Genomic DNA, 17,196 nt, shown 5'->3' with positions numbered 1-17,196 from the left:
CTTATCCTTCCAAGGCTTGGCGCAAATCTGCAATCAAATCTCTAGCATCCTCAATCCCAATCGACAAGCGCAAGAGGTCATCTGTCAAACCATAAGAATGGCGCACTTCTGCTGGAATATCAGCATGAGTTTGCGTCGTTGGATAAGTAATGAGACTTTCCACCCCACCCAAACTTTCTGCAAAAGAGAAGACCTTGAGGCTGTTCAAGATATGCGGAATGCGTGTTTCATCCGCTACTTTAAAGGAAATCATGCCTCCACGACCAGTGTAGAGAACTTCCTTAACTGCTGGAGAATCTTTCAAAAAGGCAACCACTTCTTGGGCATTAGCTGTTGAGCGCTCCATACGAAGAGACAAGGTCTTGAGACCACGAATCAATTGATAACTGTCAAATGGAGACAAGACTGCCCCTGTCGTATTGAGATTGTAAAAGAGTTTCTCGTATAGTTCTAAACTATTTGTCACAACCACTCCAGCCAAGACATCATTGTGGCCTGCTAGATACTTGGTTGCTGAATGAAGAACGATATCCGCTCCATCTTCAATCGGGCGTTGGTAGATAGGGCTGTAAAAGGTATTGTCCACCACCACTTTGGCACCCTTAGCATGAGCCAATTTTGCTAGTTTTTCTATGTCAAATTCCAACATCAAGGGGTTGGTTGGGGTTTCGATATAGAGAACATCTACATCATTTTCCAGCTCAGCAATCAACTCTTCTTCTGTATTGGCATAGGTAAAATGGAAACGGCCTTCCTGCTCCACTTGATTGAACCAGCGGAAAGAACCTCCATAAAGGTCACGGACCGCCAAGACCTTACTTCCTACCGGAAAGACGCTAAAGGCCAGTACAATAGCTGACATACCTGAGCTAGTCGCTAGAGCATAGTCCGCTGACTCAATAGCCGCCAAGACTTCTTCCGCCTTACTGCGAGTTGGGTTTTTAGTGCGCGTATAGTCAAACCCAGTAGATTGACCAAACTCTGGATGCTGATAAGTCGTTGAAAAATGAATCGGTGTCACCAAAGCTCCTGTCGCTTCATCTGACTTAATACCCGCCTGGGCCAAAATTGTGTTAATGTGTAATTCCTTGCTCATACAATACCTCCAAATCTATAGTAACTATTGTACCACTTATTTTCATCAACTCATTTTCTTCTTTTCAAGAGCTAGTTATAGTTTCAAACTATATAAAAAACGACAGCTTCTTTGAAACCATCGTTTTTTCTTGAAAAATCCTTATTTGACATGTTTTGCCAATTCTTCTTGAGCTTTTTTATTGGATTCTTCTTTTTCTTTCAGCCATTTTTCTTTGGCTTTTTCATATTCGTCTTTTGTGACTGTCTTATCTTGTACTTTGAGGTATTTATATGATTCAATACCTTTATTACCAGCTAATGAATATGGTTCTGAGAAAGGAACAGTTTTTCTCAATACTGGTGTTCCACCCTTAGAAACATTTGGAATTGCTAAAGCGCTATCTACCAACCACGCTTGGATCTCAGCATACTTTTCATAGCGTTTTACAAGATCTTGTTCCTTATTTGCTTCTTCCAACATTTGAGTGTAGAGATCCAGTCCAACAGCCTTGGTCTTGTCATTGGCTTCACCTGGCTCTAAACCTAGATTTTGCAACAAACCACCAGAATTAATGTTTAAGACATCAAGGTAGGTTGAAGGATCTTGATAATCAGGACCCCAACCACCGTTGTAAAGATCATAATCCTTCTGAGCTGCGGTCTGAGCCAAATAGCTTGTATTGTCATAATCTTCAGTAGTGAGTTGTTGAATATCAATTACAACGTTCTCTGCACCTAAGGCTGCTTCAATAGATTGCTTCATAGAATTTGCCTCTTGAACACCCTTTTTAGCAGCTTGGTCAACTGTCATATCCAAGTGGATAGGGAATTGGACTCCTTTTGTTTGGAGTTCTTTCTTAGCTTCTGCAAATTTAGCCTTGGCTTTTTCTGGATTGTAGTATGGATCCTGGGCATCTGCAAAGTTGATTCCTTGCCATTCCTTGCCATAATTCACCATCTTAGAAGCCACTACTTCACCAAAGTCTTTTCCATTGATACTTACGAAGTTTGGAGGAACGACTAGGTTACGTAAAATCTTAGTTGCACCATCCTCTCCCTGAGATTGAGCCCCGTAAGCTGTACGATCATAGGCAAAGTTAATGGCTTGACGGAAGTTTTTATTAAGAACCGCTTCCTGAGTCGATTTCTTTTCAGCATCACTTGTCTTGGAAGTAAATTTATAAGATTTTCTATCCAGGTTAAAGTTTAAGAAATAAGATGTAGCATCTTGCAAGCTATAGATGATATTATCCTTATTCTTCTCTTTAATCCCTTCAAAACTTGAACTATTTGGATAGAGACGAGCGTAACTATAGGCTCCCTCTACATAGTTACGAGCCAGTGCATCTTGGTCACTACCATCATAATAGGCCAATTTCACATCATCTACAAAGACATTTTTAGCATCCCAGTAGTTAGGATTTTTCTTGAATTCGATGACAGATTTTGAAACAAAGGATTTCATCAAGAAAGGTCCATTGTACAAAATGCTAGATGGGTCTACCTTACCAAAATCATCCCCTTTTGATTTCAAGAAATCTGCATTGACTGGGAAGAGAATAGTTGAGGTTGTTTTTGAGTTCCAGTAAGATTCTGGTCGTGTCAAGGTATATTGAACTGTCTGGTCATCGAGAGCCTTAACTCCGACAGTTGAAAAGTCTGTTGTTTTACCAGTGATATAGTCATCTAAACCAGCAACGGATTCTTGCACTAAGTACAAGGCTTCTGATTTTTTATCAGCCGCATATTTCAAACCAGTGACAAAATCTTGGGCGGTTACAGGTGCGTATTCTTCCCCATCTGCAGTGTACCATTTAGCATCTTTACGCAGTTTGTAGGTATAGGTCAAACCATCTTGAGAAACACTCCAATCCTCTGCCAAGGATGGGATATAGTTCCCATACTGGTCATTTTCCATTAGACCATCTACTAAATTAACCACGATATCATTGGTTGTTGCACGGTTTTCTGCTAGATAGTTCAAACTTGATGGATCACTTACGTAAACATAGTTATATGTTTTTGACCCTGTGCTAGAATTTCCACATGCACTTAATAAAATACCTGCACTTAACACTACACCTGCAAGTGCTGCATACTTGGCTTTAGACTTTTTCATCTCCAGAACCTCCTGATTTAAATATTTGTCTTATTATACAACTTGAGTTTTATTTAGTCAATAGTTTTTTAAGTAAAAATTAAGAAAAATTAAATTACTATCTACAAACTTTAGTTATTATTCTACAAATTAATAAAAAAGAGAATAATTCAAGCATTTCATGGTAGAAACGTTCAAATTATCCCTTTTATTTATAAATGTTTTTTAAGTTAACTTTAATTTGATTCGTAAGCGATCTGCTTGGGCTTTTCCAATCACCTTATCCAACAAATGGGTACGGAGACTCAAGAATCCATAAACACCGCCACCCATGGCACCAACAAGGGCTACGTATAGGAAACTCCACAAACGTCCACTTGGTTGGAAGACAAATCCTAAAATCCACTGCAATGTCCCAACTACTAGAAACATGAAAAGAGTTAACAAACTGATTAAAATGGTTCTCTTCAAAATCACCTTACGCTTAACACCAGTTACTTGACAAATGTCCCGATACATCAAGACATTAGGAATAATGAGACCGATTGTAGTGGAAATCAAAGGTCCGTAACTGTGGAAGAGAGCGATTGTTGGAAGTTGCAAGACTAGCTTGGCAATGGAACCATAGATAAAATAGAGAACTGCCTTGCGATTGTGGAACATGGCCTGAAGCATGGGAGACAAGACCATGTACAAGCCTAAAATAGTAGACTGCAAAACTGCAAAGACAAACAAGCCCATGGCCAAACTATCTGGCTTGCCATAGAAGACTGTATAAAGAGGTTCTCCGACCATGACCACTCCAACCGTTGCTGGTATCAGGAATACGAAAAGCATGGTGATGCTATCCTGAACTAGACGAGAAGCCGCCTTCAAGTCCCCCTTGACATAGTTTTCAGTCAAAAGCGGCAAACCGACACTCCCAATCGAAACCCCAACAGAAATCAAAATCATAGTAATTTTATTAGGATTGGCTGAGAAATAAGAAAACATGACAACCAAGTCCTCGTTGCTGTAGTTGGTAAACCAACTCATACTATTAATAAAGGTCATCTGGTCCAAGATTTGGAAAAGCTGGATGGCAGACCCTGTCAGGATAAAAGGAATGGCTTCCTTAATGGTATCGACCAAGAGACGCTTACTATTAATCTTATCCCCTGTTTCAAGAACTCTTTTTAGTAAACCTTCTTTGGCAAGGAAATAGATCAAGACTGCAAAACTGGCTACCATTCCGACAAAAGCAGCAAATGTGGATTGGGTAACCGCTGCTAGGTAGTCTCCTGAACCGAGCTTCATAATGATAAAGGTAGCTAGGAGCATCCAGATAACACGAATGACCTGCTCAGCGATTTGGCTCATGGCATAAGGTTTCAGGTTATTCATTCCTTGGAAGAAACCTCGGATAACACTCATAGACGGGAAAATCAAAACCGCCCAAGCCAAGCTCTGCATGATTGGGATCAAGTCTTTGCCCACACCCGATAAGTCTGCTAGCCAAGGAGCAAAGAGATACAAGACTAGAGCAAAGACCAGACCTAGTCCCGTCATAAAGCCTAAAAAGCTCCGTATCAGGGCAAAGCTATGCTCCTCTTCTCTCATGGTATTGTATTTGGCAACTTGCTTAGCCACCGCAACAGGAATACCTGCTGTTGAAACCAGCAAGAACCAGGCATAGATATTGTAGCCCATGGTAAAGAGACCATTTGCTGTAGCTGCATAAGATCCCATCCAGATATACCAAGGGATAATATAAATAGCCCCGAGTAGGCGGCTGATAAAGTTACTAGCCGTTAACCAAGCAGTCCCCCGTAACATCTGGGCCTGCTGGTGATTGTTTTCGTGCGACATAGATTCCTCATTCAATTTTAATAACTAAGAAAAACTCCTTATCTTCCATTATAAACTTTTCCTTGTTACTTGTAAAATTCAGACTTAAGGTTTACAATAGAAAGTATGATTAAGATTGAAACCGTATTAGATATTTTAAAGAAAGATAGTCTCTTCCGCGAGATCATAGACCAAGGACACTACCACTACAACTATAGCAATGTTGTATTTGACGCTATCTGCTATGACAGCCGCAAGGCCAAAGAAAATAGTCTATTTTTCGTCAAGGGCGCTACCTTTAAGAAGGAATTTCTGCTTTCAGCCATCTCTCAAGGCCTCGGTTGGTATGTGTCTGAAGAAGACTATGAGGTTGGTATTCCTGCTATTATCGTCAGTGATATCAAGAAAGCCATGAGTTTAGTAGCTATGGAGTTTTATGACAATCCACAGGAAAAACTCAAACTCCTTGCCTTTACTGGTACTAAGGGTAAGACAACAGCAGCCTATTTCGCTTATAACATCTTATCTCAAGAGCATCGACCAGCTATGCTCTCTACCATGAATACAACTCTAGATGGCAAGACTTTCTTTAAGTCTGCATTGACAACCCCTGAGAGCATCGACCTCTTTGATATGATGAATCAGGCTGTGCAAAATGACCGTACCCACCTCATCATGGAGGTTTCCAGCCAAGCCTATCTAGTCAAACGTGTCTATGGACTAACCTTTGATGTGGGAGTTTTCCTCAATATCAGCCCAGACCATATCGGCCCGATTGAACACCCTAGCTTTGAAGACTACTTCTACCACAAACGTCTCTTGATGAAAAATAGCCGTGCAGTCATCATTAACAGTGACATGGATCACTTTTCTGTCTTGAAAGAACAAGTGGAACATCAAAACCATGACTTCTATGGTAGTCAGTCTGATAACCACATCGAGAATTCCAAAGCCTTTAGCTTTTCAACTACTGGTAAATTAACTGGAGAATATGACATCCAGTTAATTGGGCACTTCAACCAAGAAAATGCAGTTGCTGCTGGACTTGCTTGCCTCCGTCTCGGAGCTAGTCTTGAGGACATCAAAAAAGGAATCGCAGCAACCCGCGTTCCTGGTCGTATGGAAGTCCTCACCCAGAAAAATGGAGCCAAGGTCTTCATCGACTACGCCCACAATGGGGATAGTCTCAAAAAACTCATCAATGTGGTTGAAACTCATCAAACTGGAAAAATTGCTCTGGTTCTGGGTTCGACAGGAAATAAAGGAGAAAGCCGTCGTAAGGACTTTGGCCTCCTCCTTAATCAACATCCTGAGATTCAAGTCTTTCTGACTGCTGATGACCCCAACTATGAAGATCCAATGGCCATTGCAGATGAAATTAGTAGCTATATCAATCATCCTGTTGAAAAAATTGCGGATCGACAAGAAGCCATCAAGGCAGCGATGACTATCACAAGTCAAGAACTAGATGCAGTTATTATTGCTGGTAAGGGAGCCGATTGCTACCAAATCGTTCAAGGAAAGAAAGAAACCTATCCTGGAGATGCCGCCGTAGCAGAAAATTATTTATAAGGATCGTAAAAAAATCAAGGGAAACGAAACCCTTGATTTTTTCTATCTTTATTTAAAAGCGTTTTTCAAACCTTCAACGGCACCTTCTGCAGCATCTTTAGCATCTTCAACTACTTCTTTTGCCTTAGCAACTGTCTTTTCAACAGCTCCTTCAAGTTCTGTCTTGCTATCCCCAGTAACTTTACCAAATCCTTCTTTGATAGCGCCTGTTGCTTGTTCCAATTTGTTTTCAAGTGACATATGATTGTCTCCTTTAGTTTATTCCGATATGTGTTACCGGTTACATATAGTTTATACCGAATACTAAGGAAAGTCAAACAATGTGCTCAGAAACAAGAAATCACGCCAAGTAGAAAGTTAATCTTTCCTTATCAAAATCGATAGCCAACTCATACTTTCCATCTTCCTTTTGGACAATATAACCTAGGGCAACTAAACTGTCCACAAAGATATCACGGCGTTTCTGCATAAGCTGGTCTTTTTTGAGAAATTTCAACAAAAAAGTCGTCATATATTTGAGAGCATACTCAGGATTGACATCTCCCAAAATGTCATAAAGCTCCTGCTGTTTTTCTGTCAAAGGATACTGATGTTTGACCTTGTAGAAATAATTGGACAGGGTCATTTTTGATCTCGCAAAGTCCGTCTTTTCAACTAAAATAGCAGCATTGGTTTGATTTCGTAATTCCGTCTCAAAACACTGCTCCAACAAGGCTTGATATATCGGACTATCTTCGCTGACAAAAATCTCTTGGTCCAGTTCGAGACTATCAAGTGACTCCAGCATAGGAAGATTGAGGTAATAACGCTTATTTTCTCGTAGAATCAAGCCTGCCTTTATATACTCTTCCATGAGTTTGTCAACTGCTAGATCTGGAAATTGAGCCTTAATTTCCCGCAAAATCACATCATCATGCTGGTCCAGATAGCGGATTAATTCTCCAAAAAAAGGCTGTCTCGTCAAACGAGATGGATTAAAAATCTGAATCATGAAGATTCCTTTCTTTACATTCTAACAGAGGCGATGCTGCCAACTGACTAGGATTGGTCCCAGCTTGATTCAGAGGGACAGGCAAACCCAGTTCTCTATAATACTCTCTCCAAAAATCACTAATCTCCTGCTTCCCATCCCCAAATTTCATTGGAATAGTTTCAAAAATGGGGAAAATTTCTGCTATATACTGGGAACAGTAAAAACCAGCTCCATCTGGATAGAAAGAAGCATTGTAGGGTGCTCCTAGATGTTTTCAAGCTTTTTCCTTCACAGACTGGATATCCATTTCTGGGTAAACATAGAGGTCGTACAAGTGATTGGACTCAAAGAAGTCTGCAGGTTCTTGACAGACAACACCAGCCTGTCCACTAGCGTGGTAAATCATTCCACCCAAACAAATGGCAACATGGTTATAGTTGCCTATGGAAGTCTGGATGGCCTGTCCCATGTCTGACTCATCTCTCACAAAAATCATACTCTTCGAAAATCTCTTCAAACCACGTCAGCGTCGCCTTACCGTACTCAAGTACAGCTTACGGCTAGCTTCCTAGTTTGCTCTTTGATTTTCATTGAGTATCAAATCGCCATTTTCTAACATGCTTCACTCCTAGAAAAAAAGGAGCCGAAACTCCTTTCGATATAAGTCAAACTAGACTTTCCGATTTTGAACTGAAACCCAAAATCTTAAGCATTAAAGCTTTCTGTCAATTGAGGTACCACTTGTTTCTTACGTGAAACAGCACCAGCAAGGAAAGCATGATTGTTTTCAAGTTTGAAGTTGAAGGCTGCTTCAACCTTGTCCATGTTAGCACCAAGTGCTAGGATTTCTGAGTTTGAGTTGACGATATCTGTAATCATCAAGACAAAGTCAGAATAACCATTTGCTGCGTTAGCAGCTTGCATTGCAGCTTCAATTTCTGCTTGACGTTCCAAAACTTCAGCGATGTCAACTGTGTTTACTTGAGCAACACGGACATTATTTCCGTTGAGTTCAAAAGTCTTAGCATCGATGTCAATCAATTCTTCAGCAGATTTGCTAGCCAAGTTTGTACCAGCTTTCAACATTGCCAAACCATATTCTTCCAAGTTTACACCAGCTAATTCAGCCAATTCAGGAGCAATGACTGTATCTGTTGGGTGTGTTGTTGGTGATTTCAAAAGAAGGGTATCTGAAATCAAACCTGAAAGCATCAAACCAGCAATCTCTTTAGGCACAGCCACACCATGTTCTTTGAACATACGGTAAACGATTGAAGACGCTGATCCAACTGGCTCCAAACGCATGTAGAGTGGGCTTGCAGTTTCAAAGTTAGCAACACGGTGGTGGTCCACAACACCATAAACTTCTACTTCAGCGATATCTGATACAGATTGTTGGAATTCATTGTGGTCAGTCAGGATAACTTGCTCTGCTCCTTCTGCTTTAGCAGAAGTGATAACGCGCGGTGCTTCTACACCAAAATAATTCAAGACAAAGGCTGTTTCTTCATTTGGAGTTCCAAGAGCAACAGCTTCCGTATCCAAACCGTAAGCTTCTTTTGCAAGGTAGGCAAAGGCTACAGATGACCCGATGGCATCTGAGTCTGGTTTTTGGTGACCAAATACTAGAATCTTAGACATGATAATACCTCATTTTGTTTATTCTCTTTATTGTAGCATTTTTTTCGCTTTTTGACAAAAGTAAGAGGAGTCAAAGGACTCCTCACGATTCTTCAAAATAACTGAGTAAATTTCTATCTTGATTTTCAGATAAAAATTGCTCCTTCTGTGGTCTCTTCTTACGCTTGAGAAGGGCTTCAGCTGACATGGCTTCTTCCTTACTGGCAAAACCTTGAGCATAGATAAGTTTGACTGGCAAGCGTGCTCGTGTATATTTGGCTCCCTTCCCACTATTGTGGACAGCGAGGCGTCTTCTCACATCAGTCGTATAGCCTGTATAGTAAGATCCATCACGACACTCCAGCACGTACATATAAGCCTTATGATCCATAATAAATCTCTTCGAGTTCCGGCGTATAAGAGCCATCATCATTGTGTACAATGAGAGGTGGTAAGACCTTAAAGCCGCTTGTTGAACCATCCTTGATAGCCTCAATCAAGAGCATATTAGCTTCCTTTTCTCTTTTTGGATAAACAAACTGCAGGCGCTTAGGGGCTAGATTATGCCGTTGTAAGCTGTCCAAGATATCTAAAAGTCGATCAGGACGATGAACCATAGCCAAACGCCCATTAGATTTGAGAATACTCTGGGCACTGCGACAGATTTCCTGCAAATTGGTCGTGATTTCGTGTCGCGCCAAGAGATAATGTTCGCTCTCGTTCAGATTAGAATGAGGATCCACCTTGAAATAGGGCGGATTACACAAAATCATATCCACCTTACTTCCCTGTATACGAGAAGGCATATTTTTCAAATCATCGCAGATGACCTGCATCTGCTCCTCTAATCCATTCAAACGGACAGAGCGTTCAGCCATATCCGCCAAACGCTCTTGAATCTCAACAGCCAAAATCTGTGCTTGGGTACGAGTACTGGCAAAAAGCCCCACTGCTCCATTCCCAGCACAAAAATCCACAATCAAGCCCTTCTTAGGAAAACGTGGAAAGCGTGACAAGAGAACACTATCCACCGAATAGCTAAAAACCTCTCTATTTTGAATGATTTTGATATCTGTCGAAAAGAGCTGGTTAATGCGCTCTCCTGATTTTAATAATTGTTCTTCTTCCATGGTCCTATTATAGCAAATTTATATTAATATTACAAAAGATAGAAATTTCTAACTAGTGCTTCTGATTCTTCAAATGTTGAAGGGCTTCCTTGGTCCAAATTGGCATCATTCTTTTGAGAGGTGCAAAACCATAGTTAAAGCGGTCGCTTGAAAAGCGTCGCCGTCTCGGAAATTGGTGCTTTTCTTCCTCCAAAGTGCGGATAGAAAGACTAGCTTTCCCTGTAAATTCATCTAAATCCACTACTTGAACTTGAACCTCTTCATCGACTTTCAAGGCTTCTTGGATATTTTCAATGAAGCCTGTCCGAATCTCTGAAATGTGAATCAACCCCGTATCACCCGTCTCTAGCTCAACAAAAGCACCGTAGGGCTGAATCCCTGTAATACGGCCCTTTAGTTTATCACCGATTTTCATCTTAGTCCTCGATTTCAATTGTTTCAATCACAACATCTTCAACTGGCTTGTCCATAGCCCCTGTCTCAACAGCAGCAATATCATCCAAGACTGCGTAAGATGCTTCATCAGCTAACTGACCAAAAACCGTGTGTCTACGGTCTAGGTGAGGTGTCCCACCTTGGTTAGCATAGATTTCCGCAATCGGTTCTGGCCAACCACCACGAGCAATTTCTTTCTTAGAATAAGGCAAATGTTGATTTTGCACGATAAAGAACTGGCTGCCGTTGGTATTTGGACCAGCATTGGCCATGGAAAGGGCACCACGGATATTGTAAAGTTCTTCTGAGAATTCATCCTCAAATGATTCGCCGTAGATTGACTCGCCACCCATACCAGTTCCAGTTGGGTCTCCACCTTGAATCATAAAGTCCTTGATAATACGGTGGAAAATGACACCATCATAGTAGCCATCTTTTGAAAGTGCAACAAAGTTAGCCACTGTTTTAGGAGCATGTTCAGGAAAGAGCTTGATACGCAAGTCTCCGTGATTGGTCTTAATAGTCGCGATAGGACCTTCTACTGTTTCAATGTCTACTTGTGGGAAATGCAATTCTTTTTCTACCATACCAAATCCTTCTAAGGCATCAAAAATGCCATCTTCTTCTAATGTTTTTGTAATATAATCTGCTTTTTCTTTGATGTTATCATGAGAAATTCCCATTGCTACACTGATTCCAGCATAATCAAAGAGTTCCAAGTCATTCAGCCCATCTCCAAAAACCATGACGTTGTCTGGTTTCAAGCCAAGGTGTTCCACAACCTTTTCCACACCCATCGCTTTGGAGCCTGAAATCGGAACAATATCAGACGAATGTTGGTGCCAACGAACCATGCGAAGTTTGTCTGAGAGACTATCAGGCAAGTGCAAGTCATCTCCCTTGTCTTCAAAAGTCCACATTTGATAGATGTCTTCTTTCTCATGAAAATCTGGGTCTACATCTAAATCAGGATAAATTGGATTAATAGCTTCACTAATCATATCGGTGCGAGTCGACAACTTGGCATCATGACTCCCAACCAAACCATACTCAATTCCTTCTTTCTTAGCCCAAGAGATATACTCCGCAACATCTGACTTCTCGATCTGATGTTGATAAATAACCTGACCTTTTTTATCTTCGATATAAGCCCCATTTAAGGTCACAAAAAAGTCAGGCTTGAGTTCACGAATCTCTGGTACAACACCCAAAATCCCCCGTCCAGAAGCAATACCTGTCAAAATTCCTTTCTCACGTAATTGCTTAAAAACAGTTGGGATTGAAGACGGAATAAAACCTGTCTTTGAATTTCTCAATGTATCATCAATATCAAAAAAGACAATCTTGATCTTCTTTGCCTTGTATCTTAATTTCGCATCCATCTCACTACCTCTTTCAATCTAACTCTTTCCATTATACCATAAAGTAGAGAAATCCCACATCCCCAATAAAATCCTTGTCTCTTATCCGAATTCCTTTACTAGATACAAAACCAAATCATCATTATTTTGGCTAGTTGCATTCATTTCCAAGGGTTGATTTCTATACCAGACACCTGTCCCATCTGGAATGTAGCCCCGTCTGATATACAATCTCTGGGCAGGGCCATAGCCTAAGTGCAAACCTACACCAAGAGTGATCTTACTCGAAACAAACTTGACTCGTTTTTCTGCTTCTTCTAGCAGTTGATTCCCAATCCCTTGATTTCGAAAAGGCTCAAACACATTAAAATCTGATAACTCTGGATAGACTTCTGCAAAAGGACCATGTTTAGCAGAGGGCAAAATGGTAACGTAGCCCGCTACAGCACCATCAATCTCTGCAACTAAGACTTCTCTCTCCCCACTTTCCTGTTCCAGAAAATATCTAGCCAAAATTTCCTCTCTACCAGGCCAACCTTGAGTCATAAATCCATGAGATAAGGATTCAATATCAGACTTAATCATATTTCTAATCGTACAATTCATCTTTGACTTACCCACCTTTACTCTTTTTATTACCATTATAGCACGCCAAGGTCAGAAAAAAACTATCTCGTGAAAAAAGACCCGTCGGGATCTTAATTCGCTTTCTTGTTTTATAGCTCATGAAAAAGAGGTCCACTGGACCCAACTCGCTCTCTCATTTCAAGGCTCGTGAAAAAAAGACCCAAGCGGGTCTGAAAAAGAGGTCCCCCGGATCCAACTCGCTCTCTCATTTCAAGGCTCGTGAAAAAAAGACCCGTCGGGGTCTTTTCTTTAATCTTCGTTTACGAAAGGCATCAAAGCCATTACGCGAGCGCGTTTGATAGCTGTTGTTACTTTACGTTGGTTTTTAGCTGAAGTTCCTGTTACACGACGAGGAAGGATTTTCCCACGTTCTGAAACGAAACGGCTAAGAAGCTCAGTATCTTTGTAATCAACATATTCAATTTTGTTTGCTGCGATGTAATCAACTTTTTTACGGCGTTTGAATCCGCCACGACGTTGTTGAGCCATGTTTTTTCTCCTTTATAATTTTAGTTGTCCATTAGAATGGTAAATCATCATCTGAAATATCCAATGGATTTGTTGCTCCAAATGGATTTTCATCACGTGAAAAGTCTGGTACTGAATTTGTAGGCGCTGAATAGTTTGAACTTGGTGCAGAGTAAGCTCCACCTGTATGACCCTCACGCACACTACGGCTTTCCAACATTTGGAAATTCTCAGCCACGACCTCTGTCACGTAGACACGTTGTCCTTGCTGGTTATCGTAACTACGAGTCTGGATACGACCTGTCACCCCGATAAGTGAGCCTTTTTTAGCCCAGTTAGCAAGGTTTTCAGCCTGTTGGCGCCACATAACGACATTGATAAAATCAGCCTCACGTTCGCCATTTTGACTCTTAAATGTACGGTTTACTGCAAGAGTAAAAGTCGCAACTGCTACATTTGATGGGGTATAACGCAACTCAGCGTCACGTGTCATACGCCCTACAAGTACAACATTGTTAATCATAGTTTACCTTCTTACGCGTCAGTTTTGACGATCATGTGACGAAGAATGTCAGCGTTGATTTTTGAAAGACGGTCAAACTCTTTAAGAGCTGCATCGTCGTTTGCTTCAACGTTAACGATGTGGTAAAGTCCTTCACGGAAATCTTTGATTTCGTATGCAAGACGACGTTTTTCCCAAGTTTTTGATTCAACAACAGTTGCACCGTTGTCAGTCAAAATAGAGTCAAAACGTGCTACCAAAGCGTTTTTAGCTTCTTCTTCAATGTTTGGACGAATAATATAAAGAATTTCGTATTTAGCCATTGATATGTTCCTCCTTTTGGTCTAATGACCCCCAGACTTTGCAAGGGGTAAGTGAGGTTCGCTCACAATAAACTATTATACTAGAAAACAATTTTTTACGCAAGTAAAAACTCTGGAATTCGAAAAAACGCCACATGGGCGTTTTCCTGTTCTTATGGTTTGATACGGTGCAACATACGTGGGAATGGAATAGCTTCACGGATGTGTTTTGTTCCTGCTGCGAAGGTTACCATACGCTCGATACCGATACCAAATCCACCATGTGGTACAGTACCGTATTTACGAAGGTCAAGGTAGAATTCGTACTCTGTACGATCCATACCAAGTTCATCCATCTTAGCTACAAGAGCATCGTAGTCTTCCTCACGCATAGAGCCACCGATGATTTCTCCATAGCCTTCTGGAGCAAGCAAATCTGCACAAAGTACGCGCTCTGGATTTCCAGGAACTGGTTTCATGTAGAAGGCCTTGATGGCTGCTGGGTAATTCATGACAAAAGTTGGCACACCAAAGTAGTTTGAAATCCAAGTTTCGTGTGGTGAACCAAAGTCATCACCATGCTCAAGATGCTCGTAGTCAGCGTCTTCATCATTTTCATGCTCTTGCAAGAGGTCAATAGCTTGATCGTAAGTGATACGTTTGAATGGCTCTGTAATGTAGCATTTCAAGAGCTCTGTATCACGTTCCAAGGTTTCCAAGGCTTGAGGCGCACGGTCAAGAACACCTTGAAGAAGAGCTTTTACATAAGCTTCTTGCAAGTCAAGTGATTCATCATGTGTCAAATATGAGTACTCTGCGTCCATCATCCAGAACTCAGTCAAGTGACGGCGCGTTTTTGATTTTTCAGCACGGAATACTGGACCAAAGTCAAAGACACGACCAAGGGCCATAGCGCCTGCTTCTAGGTAAAGCTGACCTGATTGGCTCAAGTAGGCTGGAGTTCCGAAGTAGTCCGTTTCAAAGAGTTCAGTTGAGTCTTCTGCTGCGTTTCCTGAAAGAATCGGGCTATCAAATTTCATGAAGCCGTTCTTGTCAAAGAACTCATAAGTTGCATAGATAATAGCGTTACGGATTTGCATAACAGCTACTTGCTTACGAGAGCGTAGCCACAAGTGACGGTTGTCCATCAAGAAGTCTGTTCCGTGTTCTTTTGGTGTGATTGGGTAGTCTTGAGATTCACCAATCACTTCGATGTCTGTAATGTCCAACTCATAACCAAACTTAGAACGTTCGTCTTCTTTGACAATACCTGTCACATAAACAGACGTTTCTTGACTCAAGCGTTTGATAACATCAAACTTCTCAACTCCCACTTCTTCACCAAATTTTTCGACAAAGTTTGGTTTAAAAGCCACACCTTGGAAGAAGGCGGTTCCATCACGTAATTGTAAGAAGGCAATTTTCCCTTTTCCAGATTTGTTGGCAACCCAAGCGCCAATCGTCACTTCCTGACCAACATAGTCTTTTACATCAATAATCGTTACACGTTTTGTCATTATTTTTCCTTTTCTTTTATTTTTCCATAAATACTTTCAAGCGTTTAACTGCTTCTTTAAGCGTGTCTAGGTCTGTCGCATAGCTGAGGCGCACATTTTCTGGCGCTCCGAATCCTGCTCCTGTTACCAAGGCCACTTCAGCTTCTTCAAGGATAGCAGTTGTAAAGTCTGTCACATCCATATAGCCTTTCATCTCCATGGCCTTTTTGACATTTGGGAAGAGGTAGAAGGCTCCTTGTGGCTTAACGACTTCAAAACCAGGAACCTCACATAATAGCGGATAAATGGTATTGAGACGCTCCTCAAAAGCCTGACGCATGATATCAACAGAATCCTGTGGTCCTGTTAAGGCTTCTATAGCCGCATATTGAGAAACAGATGTCAAATTTGAAGTTGTTTGTCCCGTCAATTTACTCATAGCTGCAATGATTTCAGGATCACCTACCGCATAACCAACTCGCCAACCCGTCATGGCATAAGCCTTAGATACACCGTTGATAACAATGGTTTGCTTGCGAATGGCTTCTGATAGACTAGAGATTGGTACGAACTCATTCCCGTTATAAACCAAACGACCATAAATATCATCTGCTAGGATGAGAATGTCATGTTCAACTGCCCAATTTCCGATAGCTAGTAATTCTTCACGAGTATAAATCATACCAGTCGGATTAGATGGTGAATTGAGAACCAAAACCTTTGTCTTATCTGTCCTAACTAGTTCTAGTTGATCCACCGTAACTTTAAAATCATTGTCTTCTTTGGCTTGAACAAAAACTGGAAGCCCTTCTGCCATCTTGACCTGATCTCCATAACTAACCCAGTATGGAGTGGGAATAATAACCTCATCTAAAGGATTAATTACAGCCATAAAGAAGGTATAGAGGGAAAACTTGGCACCTGTAGCAAAGGTAACCTCATTACTTGCGACAGAATAGCCATAGTAGCGCTCGAAGTAGGTATTCACTGCAGCTTTTAATTCTGGTAGACCTGAAGCTACTGTATAGAAGGAAGCCTGTCCTTCCCGAATAGCTTTAACTGCTGCATCCTGAATATTTTCAGGAGTGTGAAAATCTGGTTGTCCCAAGGTCAAGAAAAGGACATCCTTACCTTGAGCTTTTAATTTTTTTGCTCTCGCATCACTAGCTAAAGTGACACTTTCTTCCATTTCTAAAACACGCTTGGATAGTTTCATAGGCCCTCCTTTTTGACCAATGCTCCTGTTTCAAAATCTACTAGATAAAAATCAGAACCTGACTTGACTTCCCAGATTGGCTTGTCTTGATAACGGCCAAAGGTAATCTTGTCAATCTCGCCAGCTCCTTTTTCCTTAGAAACAGCTTCTGCTTTTTCTTGTGAAACACCCTGATTTAGCTGATAAACATAAATCTTATGGTCATCTTTTCCGATCAGGACAGCAAGTGCTTCTTGCTGTTTATTACGACCAAGAACGCTGTAATAGGATTCCAAGCCATTGTATAAATCAACCTGATCAGCCTGCTCTAATCCTGCATACTGCTGAGCTAATTTTTCTCCTTCACTTTTAGCTGTTTGGTAGGGTTTCATCCCGAGATAAACCAGATACAGAAAGGAAGCACTGATAACCACAAACAAAATCGTCATCCCTAGACCATACTGCCACAGTAGATTATTTTTTGCTTTTTTTTGTCTTTTTTTCACTCGTCTA

The 17,196-nt window shown here is 41.1% G+C and carries 18 protein-coding genes and 1 pseudogene; 1 reads left to right on the top strand and 18 read right to left on the bottom strand.

The window, feature by feature from the left end; genetic code table 11:
- Position 1 precedes the first annotated feature (1 nt).
- The 3 genes from ACORHU_RS02870 to ACORHU_RS02860 form a co-directional block, all read right to left on the bottom strand.
- Entirely contained in the window at positions 2-1,096 is a 1,095-nt protein-coding gene (locus ACORHU_RS02870; RefSeq protein ID WP_434364724.1) for a cystathionine gamma-synthase, read from the bottom strand.
- A gap of 141 nt (positions 1,097-1,237) precedes the next feature.
- On the bottom strand, positions 1,238-3,196 hold the full coding sequence (locus tag ACORHU_RS02865; RefSeq protein WP_434364723.1) for a peptide ABC transporter substrate-binding protein: 1,959 nt from the start codon (positions 3,194-3,196) through the stop codon (positions 1,238-1,240).
- Between the two features lie 204 nt (positions 3,197-3,400).
- On the bottom strand, positions 3,401-5,023 hold the full coding sequence (locus ACORHU_RS02860) for a putative polysaccharide biosynthesis protein (RefSeq protein ID WP_434364722.1): 1,623 nt from the start codon (positions 5,021-5,023) through the stop codon (positions 3,401-3,403).
- Positions 5,024-5,128: 105 nt separating this feature from the next.
- On the opposite strand from ACORHU_RS02860, the gene ACORHU_RS02855 reads away from it, so the two are divergent.
- The gene (locus ACORHU_RS02855) at positions 5,129-6,574 is read left to right on the top strand and encodes a UDP-N-acetylmuramoyl-L-alanyl-D-glutamate--L-lysine ligase (protein WP_434364721.1); all 1,446 of its coding nucleotides are present in this window, start codon (positions 5,129-5,131) and stop codon (positions 6,572-6,574) included.
- Between the two features lie 48 nt (positions 6,575-6,622).
- Here ACORHU_RS02855 and ACORHU_RS02850 read toward each other — a convergent pair whose 3' ends face one another.
- The 15 genes and pseudogenes from ACORHU_RS02850 to ACORHU_RS02780 form a co-directional block, all read right to left on the bottom strand.
- The gene (locus tag ACORHU_RS02850; RefSeq protein ID WP_000051188.1) at positions 6,623-6,814 is read right to left on the bottom strand and encodes a CsbD family protein; all 192 of its coding nucleotides are present in this window, start codon (positions 6,812-6,814) and stop codon (positions 6,623-6,625) included.
- A gap of 100 nt (positions 6,815-6,914) precedes the next feature.
- The gene (locus tag ACORHU_RS02845; RefSeq protein WP_434364720.1) at positions 6,915-7,565 is read right to left on the bottom strand and encodes a DUF1803 domain-containing protein; all 651 of its coding nucleotides are present in this window, start codon (positions 7,563-7,565) and stop codon (positions 6,915-6,917) included.
- A pseudogene (locus ACORHU_RS02840) lies at positions 7,549-8,043 on the bottom strand (YiiX/YebB-like N1pC/P60 family cysteine hydrolase). The gene ACORHU_RS02845 and the pseudogene ACORHU_RS02840 overlap by 17 nt, the downstream one beginning before the upstream one ends.
- A 209-nt stretch (positions 8,044-8,252) precedes the next feature.
- Entirely contained in the window at positions 8,253-9,188 is a 936-nt protein-coding gene (locus ACORHU_RS02835; RefSeq protein WP_434364719.1) for a manganese-dependent inorganic pyrophosphatase, read from the bottom strand.
- A gap of 82 nt (positions 9,189-9,270) precedes the next feature.
- On the bottom strand, positions 9,271-9,558 hold the full coding sequence (locus ACORHU_RS02830) for a GIY-YIG nuclease family protein (RefSeq protein WP_000349612.1): 288 nt from the start codon (positions 9,556-9,558) through the stop codon (positions 9,271-9,273).
- Entirely contained in the window at positions 9,548-10,297 is a 750-nt protein-coding gene (locus ACORHU_RS02825; RefSeq protein ID WP_050136882.1) for a tRNA1(Val) (adenine(37)-N6)-methyltransferase, read from the bottom strand. Before ACORHU_RS02825 ends, ACORHU_RS02830 begins: the two co-directional genes overlap by 11 nt.
- A 52-nt stretch (positions 10,298-10,349) precedes the next feature.
- Complete coding sequence (locus ACORHU_RS02820; RefSeq protein ID WP_000689605.1) at positions 10,350-10,712, bottom strand: S1 RNA-binding domain-containing protein; 363 nt, start codon at positions 10,710-10,712, stop codon at positions 10,350-10,352.
- A 1-nt stretch (position 10,713) separates the two neighbouring features.
- Positions 10,714-12,114, bottom strand: coding sequence for a bifunctional Cof-type HAD-IIB family hydrolase/peptidylprolyl isomerase (locus ACORHU_RS02815; RefSeq protein ID WP_434364718.1), 1,401 nt, complete (start codon positions 12,112-12,114; stop codon positions 10,714-10,716).
- 81 nt (positions 12,115-12,195) lie between these two features.
- Complete coding sequence (locus tag ACORHU_RS02810) at positions 12,196-12,699, bottom strand: GNAT family N-acetyltransferase (RefSeq protein WP_261084104.1); 504 nt, start codon at positions 12,697-12,699, stop codon at positions 12,196-12,198.
- Between the two features lie 270 nt (positions 12,700-12,969).
- Positions 12,970-13,209, bottom strand: coding sequence for a 30S ribosomal protein S18 (rpsR, locus tag ACORHU_RS02805; RefSeq protein ID WP_000068664.1), 240 nt, complete (start codon positions 13,207-13,209; stop codon positions 12,970-12,972).
- A 31-nt stretch (positions 13,210-13,240) separates the two neighbouring features.
- Positions 13,241-13,711: a single-stranded DNA-binding protein SsbA gene (gene ssbA, locus ACORHU_RS02800; RefSeq protein WP_000609602.1), complete on the bottom strand. Its 471-nt coding sequence runs from the start codon at positions 13,709-13,711 to the stop codon at positions 13,241-13,243.
- Positions 13,712-13,722: 11 nt separating this feature from the next.
- Positions 13,723-14,013: a 30S ribosomal protein S6 gene (gene rpsF / locus ACORHU_RS02795; protein ID WP_001151784.1), complete on the bottom strand. Its 291-nt coding sequence runs from the start codon at positions 14,011-14,013 to the stop codon at positions 13,723-13,725.
- Positions 14,014-14,165: 152 nt separating this feature from the next.
- The gene (gene asnS / locus ACORHU_RS02790; RefSeq protein ID WP_434364717.1) at positions 14,166-15,509 is read right to left on the bottom strand and encodes an asparagine--tRNA ligase; all 1,344 of its coding nucleotides are present in this window, start codon (positions 15,507-15,509) and stop codon (positions 14,166-14,168) included.
- Between the two features lie 16 nt (positions 15,510-15,525).
- Positions 15,526-16,704, bottom strand: a complete 1,179-nt coding sequence (locus tag ACORHU_RS02785) for a pyridoxal phosphate-dependent aminotransferase (RefSeq protein ID WP_434364716.1) — start codon at positions 16,702-16,704, stop codon at positions 15,526-15,528.
- Entirely contained in the window at positions 16,701-17,189 is a 489-nt protein-coding gene (locus ACORHU_RS02780) for a DUF5590 domain-containing protein (protein ID WP_000747181.1), read from the bottom strand. Before ACORHU_RS02780 ends, ACORHU_RS02785 begins: the two co-directional genes overlap by 4 nt.
- Positions 17,190-17,196 lie beyond the last annotated feature (7 nt).

This window comes from Streptococcus sp. KHUD_015 (assembly GCF_051106265.1).
GTDB lineage: Bacteria > Bacillota > Bacilli > Lactobacillales > Streptococcaceae > Streptococcus.
The sequence above is the reverse complement of the archived record's forward strand: the minus strand, read 5'-3'. Positions and strand labels throughout refer to the sequence as shown.